Annotated in this window: 17 protein-coding genes; 6 read left to right on the plus strand and 11 right to left on the minus strand. The window is 43.1% G+C overall.

The window, feature by feature from the left end; genetic code table 11:
* Positions 1-2 precede the first annotated feature (2 nt).
* From ACDZ29_RS08160 to mnhG, 3 genes are read left to right on the plus strand one after another with little or no spacing between them, the layout of a single operon-like run.
* Positions 3-479, plus strand: a complete 477-nt coding sequence (locus ACDZ29_RS08160; protein ID WP_289326827.1) for a Na+/H+ antiporter subunit E — start codon at positions 3-5, stop codon at positions 477-479.
* A gap of 47 nt (positions 480-526) precedes the next feature.
* Entirely contained in the window at positions 527-763 is a 237-nt protein-coding gene (locus ACDZ29_RS08165; protein ID WP_375091117.1) for a Na(+)/H(+) antiporter subunit F1, read from the plus strand.
* The gene (gene mnhG, locus ACDZ29_RS08170; RefSeq protein ID WP_289326828.1) at positions 747-1,085 is read left to right on the plus strand and encodes a monovalent cation/H(+) antiporter subunit G; all 339 of its coding nucleotides are present in this window, start codon (positions 747-749) and stop codon (positions 1,083-1,085) included. Before ACDZ29_RS08165 ends, mnhG begins: the two co-directional genes overlap by 17 nt.
* 55 nt (positions 1,086-1,140) lie before the next feature.
* Here mnhG and ACDZ29_RS08175 read toward each other — a convergent pair whose 3' ends face one another.
* From ACDZ29_RS08175 to ACDZ29_RS08200, 6 genes are all read right to left on the minus strand, one after another.
* Positions 1,141-1,860, minus strand: coding sequence for an MOSC domain-containing protein (locus ACDZ29_RS08175; protein ID WP_289326829.1), 720 nt, complete (start codon positions 1,858-1,860; stop codon positions 1,141-1,143).
* A 122-nt stretch (positions 1,861-1,982) separates the two neighbouring features.
* Positions 1,983-2,375, minus strand: a complete 393-nt coding sequence (locus ACDZ29_RS08180) for a hotdog fold thioesterase (RefSeq protein WP_375090633.1) — start codon at positions 2,373-2,375, stop codon at positions 1,983-1,985.
* Positions 2,376-2,507: 132 nt separating this feature from the next.
* Positions 2,508-3,071, minus strand: coding sequence for an HAD family acid phosphatase (locus ACDZ29_RS08185; RefSeq protein WP_289326831.1), 564 nt, complete (start codon positions 3,069-3,071; stop codon positions 2,508-2,510).
* 15 nt (positions 3,072-3,086) lie between these two features.
* Positions 3,087-4,184: an FAD-dependent monooxygenase gene (locus tag ACDZ29_RS08190; protein WP_375090634.1), complete on the minus strand. Its 1,098-nt coding sequence runs from the start codon at positions 4,182-4,184 to the stop codon at positions 3,087-3,089.
* A gap of 17 nt (positions 4,185-4,201) precedes the next feature.
* On the minus strand, positions 4,202-5,302 hold the full coding sequence (gene ribD / locus ACDZ29_RS08195; RefSeq protein WP_375090635.1) for a bifunctional diaminohydroxyphosphoribosylaminopyrimidine deaminase/5-amino-6-(5-phosphoribosylamino)uracil reductase RibD: 1,101 nt from the start codon (positions 5,300-5,302) through the stop codon (positions 4,202-4,204).
* A gap of 13 nt (positions 5,303-5,315) precedes the next feature.
* A complete protein-coding gene (locus ACDZ29_RS08200) occupies positions 5,316-6,065 on the minus strand; it encodes a GTP cyclohydrolase II (protein ID WP_289326834.1) in 750 nt (249 codons plus the stop codon).
* A 275-nt stretch (positions 6,066-6,340) separates the two neighbouring features.
* On the opposite strand from ACDZ29_RS08200, the gene ACDZ29_RS08205 reads away from it, so the two are divergent.
* Positions 6,341-6,715, plus strand: coding sequence for a hypothetical protein (locus ACDZ29_RS08205; protein ID WP_375090636.1), 375 nt, complete (start codon positions 6,341-6,343; stop codon positions 6,713-6,715).
* 60 nt (positions 6,716-6,775) lie between these two features.
* Here the strand turns inward: ACDZ29_RS08205 and ACDZ29_RS08210 are convergent, their stop codons facing one another.
* Positions 6,776-8,281 carry a leucyl aminopeptidase gene (locus tag ACDZ29_RS08210; protein ID WP_375090637.1) on the minus strand — a complete coding sequence of 502 codons (1,506 nt, stop codon included), beginning with the start codon at positions 8,279-8,281 and terminating at the stop codon, positions 6,776-6,778.
* Positions 8,282-8,558: 277 nt separating this feature from the next.
* On the opposite strand from ACDZ29_RS08210, the gene ACDZ29_RS08215 reads away from it, so the two are divergent.
* Positions 8,559-9,041: a divergent PAP2 family protein gene (locus ACDZ29_RS08215; RefSeq protein ID WP_289314519.1), complete on the plus strand. Its 483-nt coding sequence runs from the start codon at positions 8,559-8,561 to the stop codon at positions 9,039-9,041.
* Positions 9,042-9,050: 9 nt separating this feature from the next.
* Positions 9,051-9,839: a cobalamin-binding protein gene (locus ACDZ29_RS08220; protein ID WP_375090638.1), complete on the plus strand. Its 789-nt coding sequence runs from the start codon at positions 9,051-9,053 to the stop codon at positions 9,837-9,839.
* An 87-nt stretch (positions 9,840-9,926) separates the two neighbouring features.
* Here the strand turns inward: ACDZ29_RS08220 and ACDZ29_RS08225 are convergent, their stop codons facing one another.
* From ACDZ29_RS08225 to ACDZ29_RS08240, 4 genes are all read right to left on the minus strand, one after another.
* Positions 9,927-10,619 (minus strand): 3D domain-containing protein, encoded by a 693-nt coding sequence (locus tag ACDZ29_RS08225; protein ID WP_375090639.1) that lies wholly within the window; start codon positions 10,617-10,619, stop codon positions 9,927-9,929.
* 127 nt (positions 10,620-10,746) lie between these two features.
* On the minus strand, positions 10,747-11,064 hold the full coding sequence (locus ACDZ29_RS08230) for a YuiB family protein (RefSeq protein ID WP_289326839.1): 318 nt from the start codon (positions 11,062-11,064) through the stop codon (positions 10,747-10,749).
* Positions 11,065-11,171: 107 nt separating this feature from the next.
* A complete protein-coding gene (locus tag ACDZ29_RS08235; protein ID WP_370016722.1) occupies positions 11,172-11,654 on the minus strand; it encodes an NUDIX domain-containing protein in 483 nt (160 codons plus the stop codon).
* Positions 11,655-11,862: 208 nt separating this feature from the next.
* Positions 11,863-13,080, minus strand: a complete 1,218-nt coding sequence (locus ACDZ29_RS08240; RefSeq protein ID WP_289326841.1) for an NAD(P)/FAD-dependent oxidoreductase — start codon at positions 13,078-13,080, stop codon at positions 11,863-11,865.
* Positions 13,081-13,457 lie beyond the last annotated feature (377 nt).

Below are 13,457 nucleotides of genomic sequence, written 5' to 3' on the forward strand. Positions count from 1 at the left end.
TGATGTCATTCCAAATTTTACTGAATGTGTTCCTTGCGGTTATCTGGATGTTTTTGAAAAATGAGTTTAACGGGAGCACTTTTATCATCGGATATGTATTGGGGCTCGGCATCATGTTCGTCTTCCGTCATTTTTTCAATGATCGTTTTTACCTGAACAGGGTGAATGCCGTCGTTCTATTACTGCTCATATTCGCAAGGGAACTCATACTTTCCAACGTTAGCGTCCTTAAGGTCGTGCTTAAACCGAGTCTGGATATGAGACCTGGCATATTCGCATTCGAGACTGTGCTGACTAAGGATTGGGAAATTACGATACTATCGAATTTAATTACACTGACACCAGGAACACTTGTCGTTGAAGTATCGGAGGATAATCGGATTCTTTATATCCATGCGATGGATATTGCCGATAAGGATGAAGCCGTGGACAGCATTAGAAATACATTCGAAAAGGCGATCATGGAGGTGAGCAAATAATGTTCGATCTAATACTTAAAATCGCGTTGCTCGGTGTTTCGCTTTCCATGATTGGATTCTTATACCGTTTAATCAAAGGGCCTTCCGTACCGGATCGGGTCGTCGCACTCGATGCGATGGGAATAAACCTAATAGCAATCGTTGCACTTGCCTCCATTGTCATAGATACAAGCGCTTATCTGGAAGCCATTCTACTGCTCGGAATCCTATCTTTCATAGGAACGGTCGCGTTCGCCAAATTCCTTGAGAAAGGGGAGATTATCGAAGATGACCGCAATCGTTGAAATCCTATCAGCCCTATTCCTATTAATGGGGGTCTTTCTCTTTTTAGTCTCGGCTTTCGGAATCATCCGGCTGCCCGATGTCTATACAAGAAATCACGCTGCCTCAAAAAGCTCGACACTTGGGATCATGTTCATCCTGATTGGCACCTTGTTATATTTCTATTATAAGCATAGCCATTTCGATTTCCGGGTCGTGCTCGCGATCATCTTCATCTTCATGACCAGCCCTGTTGCCGGGCATTTAATCAATCGCTCGGCTTATCATTCAGGCGTTAAAATGTGGGATCGGAGTGTCCAGGATGATTTAAAGAAAATCCGGTGATTCCCTGCCATTGCAAAAGAGCTGCCCTGTTTAACAGGAGCAGCTCTTTTCTGTCTCAATCCTTTAAATATACCTGGTCCCCTAAACTGATTTCACCTGTTCGTATGACCGAGGCGTATACACCAAAATGATTGTTCCTTTCCTTGACGACAGTTTTCAAGAGTGATGGATCTCTATGGGAATCGCTTGGATCGACTGTTATGATCATACAACGCTCACAATGCCTTTTGATTTCCAGTTCAACATCTTCCCCGATCAGAATCCTTTTTCCGAACCATCGCTCTTCTAAAAAGGGCGTTTTGTTCTCTAAAGATAGCACCAAATTGGGCCTGAATCTTCTGCCATCCACTTCTCTTCCCCAAAGCTTCGACAATTCGCCAATCGAGGCATCACTGACTAGCAGGATGTTTTCTTCTTCAATCGCACCGAACGGGATATGTGCTGGCGGATAAACAACGGATGTTGCCTCCTGATTTAACAACCGTTCCATTTCCTCCCGAAAGGCTTCCTCTCCCCATGTCAGCACGTTTCCTGAAGGGGTCTTCACCTTTATTTCCGGATATTGGTCAAGTGTTTCCTCACCAGAAAAAACAGCTTGATAGCGGACCATCTCCGGGACTTGGGTTATCGTCAGGAACTTCCCATTTTTGTCTTTAAAGGCATGACTGCGATCTCCATATAGTCCATAATCCATCACCCTTGTTTTCTGTACCTGTTCACCAGTGAAAGATTTTACAGGATGACGGGTGATTTCCTGTATATGACCAACCAGCATAAAATAACTCCTTTTCATACAATAGTCTACTGCCATATTATACGTAAACCGGAAACTGTAGAATCAAAATAGTGAACCGGCTGTAAAATCATTACGTCACCTCAAAGCGATCGTTCCCTGATTCACTTCGGTAAGTCGATAACGGCCAATGTACAGCGTGAAATGCAGATAAGATTATCCTCTTCATCACGGATTTTCACGTCCCATACCATCGTCGTCCTCCCGCGATGGATGATGTTCCCTTCGGCGGTAACAATACCTGAACGGACGCCCCTTACATGATTGGCATTGATTTCAAGGCCCACGACAGCTTGTTTTTCACTGTCCACAAGCTGCATCCCGCCATAACTTGCAACGGATTCCGCAAGGGCAACGGACGCTCCCCCATGCAATAAACCATATGGCTGCCTGGTACGTTCATCCACCGGCATCGTCGCAATGACTTTCCCGTCACCGATTTCTTTCATGTCTATCCCAAGCGTGCCTATCAACGAATTTTCAATATTTCTCTCCATCCCCAATACCCCCAACTCTTATGTTTTTTCCTACAACGAATGATTCACAAAAAGTGAATCACTATTCATAATAGTATACAAAAAAAGGATGACCCAAGTCTATCAAGTCATCCTTCAATAATGTGAATTGTATTATTTCGAGAGTATTTCTTTTAATTCAAACCAGTTTGTCAGTCTTGGGATATCCAATTCCCTGTTATAGGAGTTATCAATTGCATACACTTTCGTTGGAATATCCAATAAAGTTTCCAGGACTGCCGGTTTATCATCAAAATAATAATCCAATTCCAATTTGCGAATCGTATCAATTTTTTCATGATCCTTCATACCACAGTAAAAATGGTCATCCTTAACCGGAAAGCCGTTTTCAATCAACCATTTTTTCGTCCGTTCACCATGCTCCGATTTTCTAGCGGTGATGTAATAGATCTCATGACCATCTCGTTCAAGCTCCTGCAGCGTTTCCACCGCTCCCTCGAAGGTTGGACAGGATGAATAATACACTTCCTCGGCAAGGCTGTTCCACATCTTGCCCCCAGCCTCTTTATCAAGCCCGAAAGCTTCATGGATCTCTATTGTCTTTAATGCTTTGAATTTCGTTAACTCTATGTTCTTATTAAGCTTTTCATTATAAAGATGGAACGCGAACTCCCTCAAATTAATAAGGGTATCGTCAATATCAAAACCGAATTTCATATCTTTCACTCCTCTTCAAACATAAGCGGCGGCAAACTGTGATGCGAAGGAAATTTCCTTGTCCACCTGAATGGCCTGTAATCTTTCAATTTCGGCTTTTCTTTCCGGTTCAGCCATTTTTAATCCAAGGAATCCAATATCCCCCTGCATGATGCATCGTTGAATAAGCTCGGCTAATATATCGGCATCTTTCATGGCACAATTGAGTCCGAATGCACCTGTAGGTGTCATCGTATGGGCTGCATCACCTAATAATGCAACACCATCCTTTGTCCACGTTTCACAGTAGCTGCTGTAAACATCCAATAAAATGAAGTCATGCCAAGAGCTGATATTTTCACACACGACCTTTTTTAATTCAGGAAATGCAAAAAGTAAATCTTCAATGAATGGATCAAATGGCTGTTTTCGCAAATGGGGAAATGAACCATGTTCTATATTCCAGCCAATTTGGATGAAACCTCCAGCCTGAGTGAAGAGGGCAACCTGGGAGCCATTGACCAATGCCATCTTGATCGATGGCTTCCATCCCTCTGGAGCAGGAATTTTTGCCCACAGTAAATCATAGCCATGATTTTTAATCACGACTGGTATCCCGGCTTTTTTTCGAACCATGGAAAATCTGCCATCCGCTCCGATTATCAATGAACTTTGCACTTCCAGGTCATTTCCGCCCTTTCGAGCCTTGACACCCGTAAACCGGCCCATTTCATTCTGAATCAGGTCCGTAACCCTCGTATTCATCATCAATCGAAAAGAATCCAGCTTTTCAGCTTCATTCAATATAGCTGTAAGCAGATGATTTTGAGGGACATGTATCCCAACATGGTCTATAGGAAATTCCGGGAAAAACCTTTTAAATAGTTGGCCGTCATTCCAATATTCAATTTGTTCCATCCTAAGCAAGCCAAGCCTTTCCACTTCCTCGAATAAACCGTGCTTTTTAAGAATGGCCTCTCCTTCATCGTTCAGGAACTCGCCCCGGAACTCCCTGGCAACTTCAGAATGCCTCTCAAGCAGGACGACTGAAATGTCCTGCTTGGCCAATAGGTAAGCTAGCAGCGCTCCTCCTGGTCCTGATCCGACTATGCATACATCTGATTTAACCAACATGCCTCTTCACCTGTTGTCTATTTTAATTTAGGATAAGCCGTGATGCGTATGTCTTCACCAAACGTGTCCACGCCAGAGAAGGCAACATCCATCGCTTCATCCATAGTATCTACATTCATTCCAGTATACGGTGTTAGTGAGTTTCTCCCGCCCAATAGTTTAGGAGCTATATAAATCAAGTATTTATCGATGAGCCCCGCCCTTAGGAAAGAGGCATTCACTTCACTTCCACCTTCCAGCAAGACATCCGTAATCCCCTTTTTATACAGCTCTTCCATCAAGGTCCTTAAATTCAGGCCCGTATCGTTTTTGGGGACGAGAATGAATTCGACTCCTTTTTCACGTAAAGCCGCCATTTTTTCCGCAGGTGCTTGATTATGCGTTACGATCATGGTTTTCGCATCTGATACCTGGACAACATTGGCTTCCATCGGAACACGTAATTCACTGTCTAGAATGATTCGGATCGGATTTTTCCCTCCGCCCTCCGGAAGTCTTGTCGTCAGTGATGGATCATCGGTCAAAACAGTCCCGATACCAACGAGAATGGCATCCACCTCATCACGCAGCAAATGAACGGAATGACGGGATTCTTCTCCTGTTATCCATTTTGAATGGCCTGTGTGGGTTGCAAGTTTTCCGTCAAGTGTCATCGCATACTTCGAAATGACAAATGGACGGCTCGTCAACATATTGTGAATGAAACGCTCATTCAGTCTTTGCGCTTCCTTCTCCAGGACGCCAACTTCCACTTCAATGCCCGCATTCCTAATGATGGATATCCCTCTTCCTGCAACTTCCGGATTGGGATCTTGTGTAGCCACCACAACCCGCCGGACACCTGATTCTTTCACTAAATTTGCACAAGGAGGTGTCTTTCCATAATGGGAACACGGCTCAAGAGTCACGTATAGCGTTGCACCTTCTGCATACTCACCCGCCATTTTGAAAGCATGGACCTCAGCATGCGGCTCACCCGCTTTACGGTGGATTCCTGTACCGGCTATCACACCGTCCTTAACTATGACTGCACCGACCACTGGATTTGGATTCGTCTTTCCTTTAGCACTGGCCGCCAAATCCAATGCCAGCTTCATGTAATATTGATCATCATTCATACTATGGCTCTCCTTATACAATCAAAGTTGGCTTCTTGTGGGGAATATGTCCTGACTTCTTAACCTTTGTATCCAGATAGAAGCTATTATCTTCCGTCAAACCGCCCCAAAGCGGGATATGGTCCTTTGCCGCAAGTCCATGCTTCATAAGGGCATCCAACTTTTTGGGGTTATTCGTAATTAAAGTAACCGGCTCCTCACGCAGTTCCCTCAACACTCGAATGGCTCCCTCGTAAGATCGCGTATCGTCTTCGAATCCTAATGCCTGATTCGCCTCTACCGTGTCATACCCTTCCTCCTGAAGCAAATATGCAAGAGATTTGGAAAACAGGCCGATCCCTCTTCCTTCATGGTCCGCAAGGTAAAAAATGGCCCCGCACCCATGCTCGGCTATCATCTTCATCGATTGGTGGAGCTGGTAGCCGCAATCGCAGCGTTTACTGCCGAAGATATCACCTGTGTGACAGATGCTATGCATCCGGACGAGTGCATCCCCCGACTTTTCAAAATCTCCATACACCAATACGGAGGATTGCTGTCCAAAAGCAAGGTTAGCTTCCGAAAGCGATTCAAGCACCGCTTCCTTGTCATTATCCATGCCATCAAGCTGGAGCCACGTATACCATTGGAAAACCGTTGAGAAATCGCCTTGTTCGACAGGCAGGTTCACTGGCCCCACAAGGCAAATATCCGCCTTTCCCGGGGTTTTGAGGATTTTCATTTTATCTATTAAAAGGTCTTTTGTTTGCTGGGTTATTTTCATGTTAACATCACCTATTTTATAATTTATAGTGTGCCTTCTCCTTACTTTAGGTAAGTAAGTATATTACTATACACTATACCTGTCAATGAAGCAGTTTACAAATAATAGTGTGTCTTTGATCATAATTTTCAAGAAGTTTTTTTGCAAAAGAAAGTCATTCACAAACCGCTATCATATCGGCTGGCCTTTATACATATTTTAACGTATAACGAAAACGTGTCTATAGACAGACTTAAGGAAAGGAAGGAAACCTTTTGGAGGATTTCCCTTATTTTTTGTATGACCCCATCCTATTTCCACCTCACGCCGGGGCAATGGATATGAATCGGGAGCGGGGAGGAACATTCCGTCCCTACTCGGCAACCAATCCAGATCTGCTAGTTAAATCGGCAAAGACATCACAATCTTTAATGCTTGATGTAAAAAAAGTCATGGATACTTTAGCCACATCCAAGCCTTTTTCAAGCCGGCTGATGACTGCTGCCCAAGCATCAAAAATGAGTGTCGTGATCGATATGATCCGAAAGATAGGAATTAAGAACGAACCAGATATCACGTATAACCCCGATGGGATCCGTTTTGATTTCTATCCTAAAGCAGAGGAAGAAAATTGTCATATCATCGTCAGCTTGAAATGGAGGGATGTATAACGTCCAACACCTTTTTGGTAAAAAAACCGAAGCCTTTTTTCGGCTTCGGATATTTTTGGTTCATCTCGTTTTCGTTTCAAAGGTTTCAACCAATAGTGCAAGCGTTCGTGCCATGACACCGGTAGCCCCCGCCGTGCACAATTCGGAGCTGCTCGAGGTTGTGGATGTTCCGGCAATATCCAGATGGACCCATGGAGTGTCTTCGGCAAATTCGCCTATGAATGCCCCACCCATGATCGCATGCCCTGCCCCTCCAGGTGAATTATTCAAATCGGCTATTTTACTATTGCGTACCCGCTCTTTATCCTTCTCGGTAATCGGCAATCTCCAAATGGGCTCCCCGGCCTCCTCTGAGGCTTTGACCACTTGTTCATAGAATTCCGTGTCATTGGTCATCGCACCCGTCATATCCATGCCCAACGCCGTTATGACACCACCCGTTAGAGTAGCAACGTCAATAAGATAGTCAGCACCATGATGTTTAGCGTAAGTCATGGCATCCGCCAAAACAAGCCGGCCTTCCGCATCCGTATTCAATACCTCTATCGTCTTGCCGCTCATGGCAGTGATCACATCATCTGGCTTGAATGCATCACCGCTGATCATGTTATCAGTGGACGGAATGACAGCCACGACATTTTGATCCGGTCCTAATTCCCCGATAATTTCCATTGCACCTAAAACAGCTGCTGCACCGCCCATATCTGTCTTCATTCCAACGATTCCGGCCTTCGTTTTCAATGAGTATCCACCTGTATCGAATGTGATGCCTTTACCGACCAACCCGATAACATCCTTCCATTCATCTTTACCTTGATACTTCAGGACGATCATTTTCGGAGGCTCGACCGAACCTTGATTGACAGCAAGGAGGGCGCCCATACCCAACTTGAGCATATCTTCCTTCTCCAGGATCTCCACTTCAAAGCCATATCGTTCACCCAAGGCAGATGAATATTCCGCCATATCCGTGGAAGTCAACAAATTGCCTGGTGTGTTAACCAATGTTCTTGCTGAATTCGTCGCCCTTCCGAAGATTCTCCCTACATGAAGTGCGGCCCCGACCTCTTCATTATCCGATTCACTGTAAACCGTAATCGATTCAATGCTTATTTCGACCTGGTTCGATTTTTGCTTGTATCCGTCAAATTTATAGGAAGCAAGTTCAAAGGCCTCTGAACAAGCATGGGCTACATCCAATGCATCCAGGTTTTCAGTCGTGAATGTATCCAAAGCAATCGAAAGCGTCGTAAGCTTGGATTCTTTAATCGTTTTACGGGCTTTCCCCAACGCTTCGCGCAGCGTTTCAAAGGAAAGCTCCTTTTCCTTGCCCAACCCTACAAAAATCAATCTCTTTACGCCTAATTTACCTAATGTATGTATTTTAACTACTGATTTTTTCTTGGAAGAGATTTCTCCCGCTTTAACTAACTCGGTTAACTGACCGTCCAATCGTTCATCGGCTTCTTTCCCTATGCCTGTGAATTTTACGGGTTTGTCAAATATGCCTAGAATCAGGCATTCATCAATCAAATCTATATTCAAGGAATCTTTAACTGTAAACATTCTGCTACCTCCTTCATTCGATTACCTTCATTATAACGAAATTTTCAAAAATTTTCGAATAAGGCCCCTTAAAATAATAATAACAAGGGATATTGTTTAGAATGGGTGACTTTAGAGTAATAGTATAAGAAAGATCATATTTATACTTATAACCAGCAGGGAATCGACAGGACCGAATTGAACTAATAATAATAAGGGCCTTGTACCGAGCAGGATTTCTTATTTACCCATATATGGATTTCATCGTTACTCATAACTAGAAAGAAGGCTGATACTCTTGGAATTATTTCTCAACTTCCCTTTAATTGCAGCATTGATTGCCATTTTCTTTGCTCAATTCATTAAAGTGCCCATCCACTTCATAGCTTTTCGTAAGGTTAACTGGTCACTTCTTAACTCCACAGGCGGTATGCCCAGCTCCCACTCTGCGGCCGTGTCAGCTCTAACAGTAGCAGTAGGGATTGAAACCGGAATGGATTCTCCTGTATTTGCCGTTGCCGCGATCTTTGCCATCATCACGATGTTCGATGCGACAGGAGTGAGACGGCAGGCAGGAGAACAGGCAGCCGTCTTGAACCAGCTCGTCACGGACTTCAATACATTTGTCGAGCAAGCAAAAAACTGGCAGAAAAAAGCAGAAAAGCAGAAACAGCAACAATTAAAGGAACTGTTGGGCCATAAGCCAATCGAGGTATTTTTCGGAGCCTTGACCGGAGTTTTCATTGCACTGGCACTTCACTTTTTCATCTTTCAAGGGTAGGTGGTCAATTTGAAAATAATCTCTCTTTGCCCCAGCAATACGGAACTCTGCACATATCTTGGAATTGAAGATCAGCTGATTGCTATCGATGACTATTCCGATTGGCCCGAAACCATACAGCACCTTCCTAAGGTGGGGCCCGATTTATCGATTGATATCGATCATGTAGAATCACTGAAACCCGATTTGGTGCTCGCTTCCCTGAGTGTACCGGGTATGGAAAAAAATATTGAAGGATTAAAAGAACGGAACCTCCCTCATATCATCTTCAATCCGCAATCAATTGAAGATATAGCAAAAGATTTGCTGATCCTGGGCGAAGCCACGGATCTTAATGATAAAGCAGCAGAACAGGCTGCTAAATTCCGTGAGGCCATCCTTCAATATAAAAACGTCGCCGATAAAATCGAAACGAAGCCGTCCCTATATTGGGAATGGTGGCCAAATCCCTTATTCAGCCCTGGGGGAGTTAACTGGTTAACCGAGATCAGCCTTCTTGCGGGAGGATATAATCTTTTCGAAGATGTGGACATGGCAAGCATTCAAGTCACTTCCGAAGAGGTCCGGAAAAAGGATCCCGACCATATTTGCTTAGCTTGGGTCGGCGTACCTTTACGAAAAGTGAATCCAGAGCTGGTCAAGAAACGAAAAGGGTGGACCGATATGAAGGCAGTCCGGGATAACAATATCCACATCATGGAAGAACCCTTATTCTGTCGGCCTTCCCCCCGTTTACTGGATGGTCTTTCAAAATTGGCAAAGACTCTTCACCCTGAAGCATACAACGGCTTGGGCTAAGGGATTTCAAATGAACGTAATATCAAAAAGGCTGCCACAATCTCGGGGCAGCCTTTTGACCTTCGCTGGACTTTATCCATCATTTCATTAAAAAGCAAAGGATGATACATTATCGTTCAATGTTTTTTCAGCGATTTTAGGCTTGAAAACCTGCCTGATCCTGGTTTCGTTCAGCTTTTTTAACTGTTCTTCAGATAATTCGCCGTTCCCTTTTTGCACAACATATACTTCAAGGGTTTTCTTTCCCCATTTCTCGTACACGTCTTGTACCGTTTCGTAGTATAGATCCAAGTGATTGCCTTTGATCGCGCCACCCTTGTCCGCTACAACCCCATATCCATAGCCCGGAATCCAAAGGATGGTTCCGAGAGGAAATACGGCAAGATCAGCTGCAATGGTGGAAAACAGATCCCTTTTCACCTTCACCCCTGAATAAGTGATTCCATAAGATGGGCTCTCCGGGAACTTTCCGGTTGATTCATACCCTGCTGTATATCCTGTAGCCAAAACTTCGTGCTTCGGGTATTTAGAGAGCTCGATTGCCTCCGCTATCGTAGTTGGACCATTGCTCATGGATGCGGATGCCACTAGCGTTGCCACTTGGCCACCACTATGGATGGCTTTGTATTCGAGACCAAGCATTCGATTTTGTCTCATCGCCTCTTCAAAGAGATGATTGTCAGACTCAGCTCCAAAAACATGATTTAAGGTTGATTCGATGGCCAAGATAAATAATATGATAATAGCAACCCTCAAAAATAATGCCTTTACAATCTTCATATGTAATAGTTCCACTCCTCTCACAAGGATATTTGTTCCCTTTCCCGAGTGAAAGTATTCATAAAGAATGAAAACAACCATTTTTTCTTACAAAAAAGGACCTCCATTAATGAAGGCCCTTCCCAATTCAAAACATTTGATATCCTTTATTCCTTAAAACCCTAATGACCACACCAGCTAAAATCGCGCCAAGAAGCCCACTCGATAAAATCATGATATCTGCCATATGTAAGGATGTTAGGTTCGTTCCAAGATGTGAAAAAGATATTCCCGGATTTCTGAAATATTCTATTAGCTTTGTTTCATTGACAATGATGATGAAGACGATTGGAAATAAGATGACCATGATCCACGAAGAACGAAAGAGCATATTCAGCAAAAAGCCAATTCCGAAAAACAGTATGAAAAATAAGAGTATTGAGATAATTAAAACAGGCAATGGCATGTTATTCTTGACCCTCCTTAAAAGCGACACCTTTAGTTTACTGAAAAAATAATTGCTACGTCAACGACTTATACCAAATAATACCGAAGAAAAGATAATTACCCAAATCACATGAATAATTTATAGGATGTATAGCCAAATTGATCTCCAGGATTCAACCCGTCAAGCATCGTCTGCATTCTTTCCTTTTTAAACGCTAAAAGCTGTTCCAATAGTAAAGATTGCTTCCCCTCCTGCACGAGTAATTCAGGGTCATGAAATTTAGCTTCATATAATTCATCCAATTGAGCGGTGACCTCAAAACTGAGCGGTTTAAGTAAAAATACTAACATATTATCACTTATATCCCCTTTGATGACTCCACTTCTCACTCCTACAATACCTTCGATTTCTGTATGAATACCCGTCTCCTCCAACACTTCCCTTACGACAGCTTCATCAACGGTTTCATCATTTTTGACAAAACCAGCCGGAAGCGACCACTGCCCTTTTAATCCGCCATACCTTTTGTTCACGACAAGCCACTCACCTTTATCAGATATCACAAGGCCGGACACTGCCAGCCAAACATTTTTGCATCGTTCCACCAAAACCCACTTCCCCTACATTCATTATAAGCAGTATAAACTCCAAACCGCATAAGAACATACGATGATTTTAAAGCTGTCATCCTTATCCCCATTATATTCCACATACGAAAGGTGCATACTCCCCGCTTTCATGGCACACTCATCGAGAGAACCCAAGAAAAAGCCATTCAGGGAATCCCCAAATGGCCATTATTTATGATTTAAAAAATTAAAGGACGTTGAATTTACCTTTTTTAGCAACCAGGGAAGCTCCGCCAATCATTAACAATGCTCTGTTATCGACCATTTTCTTCATGAATGATGCCGTCTTACCTGTAACTTTCTTGCCGAATACAACACCGATCGCATTGTCTTCACCAAGTGAACATACCGTTCCTTTGTTTTCGAAAGTGAACGTTTCAAGGTCGCTTTCGTTACGAACCAATTTAGTCAGGTTCTTCGCAATGACCTCACCTTGTTGCATGGCGATTTGTGCAGTTGGTGGATATGGACGATTAATTTCTTCGTTGATGATCAAAGCGCAATCCCCTACGATGAAAATATCGTCATGACCCGGTGCACGCATGTCAAGGTTCACTTTGATACGTCCACGCATAGCTTCAAAACCAGAAGCCTCAATCACGGAGTTACCACGTACGCCAGCTGCCCATACAACGGTTCCCGCCTTGATTTCTTCCACTTCATCTTCGCCTTTTGCCACGATGATACCTTCAGGAGTTGCCCCCTTGATCGGTGTACCGATTTTGAATTCCACACCTTTTTTCTCAAGGTAAGAAACTGCATAATCCACCAATTCCGGATCGAAGCCAGGAAGGACGGCTGGTGCTGCCTCCACACAGTACATACGAACCTTTTGGAAATCGATGTCATATTCTTTACAAAGTTCAGGAACACGATTAGCTAATTCGCCAAGGAACTCGATACCCGTAAATCCTGCTCCGCCAACGACGATCGTCAATCGGTCTTCATTCTTCTCGACTTCAGAACTGTACGTAGCAAATTGCAATTGGATATGGTCACGGATTTTACGTGCAGTGTTCACATTGGAGATGGAGAAAGCATATTCTTTTAGCCCTTGGATCCCGAATGTTTCCGATTCCGGTCCAAGTCCAATCACTAGGTAATCATAAGAAATTTCGCCGTTTTCAAGGATGACTTTTTTGTCTTCTGTTTTCACTTCCAAAACAGAATCTTGGATGAATTTAACTTTGCTGCCGTTAATGACACTTTTGATTGGATAGCGCACACGATCATGATGAAGCGTTCCAGCAGATGCTTCATGCAGCCATGTTGTTTCATAGTGGTAATCATTTTTGTTAACTAATACGATTTCTGCTTCATTTTGACCTAATGCCTTCTGTAAGCGAGTAACGGTCATCAATCCACCATAACCTGCTCCTAAAACAACGATAGTTGGCTTTTTCAAAAGTATTCGTCCACCTTTACGATATTTTCTTGTGATGCTTTCCATAACTAAAATCTATTGTGTATCTTATTAATTTCCATTATAAAAAGCACTCTTATACATTTGTGACGTATTTCACGTAACAATTCGTAATTGTAATAAAAAATTCATAAAAATTTTACCAAATGATGTCTAAGTAAATATTAGTCTTTTTCCATACCTTTTTCAAGTAACAAACTGAACTTTTTAGCGTTAAAATAAAGCTAAAAAACGTTACTTTTCACCCGGTTACTGACCATATTTTTTCTATATGTTCAATCATGGTAAAGAGTATTTTTACCCACTTATAAAAGAGGGTGAACAGTATTCATCATGTGACTGCTCATATATAGTCAAAA

It is taken from the genome of Peribacillus sp. RS7 (assembly GCF_041956845.1).
In the GTDB taxonomy this organism is placed as follows: domain Bacteria; phylum Bacillota; class Bacilli; order Bacillales; family DSM-1321; genus Peribacillus.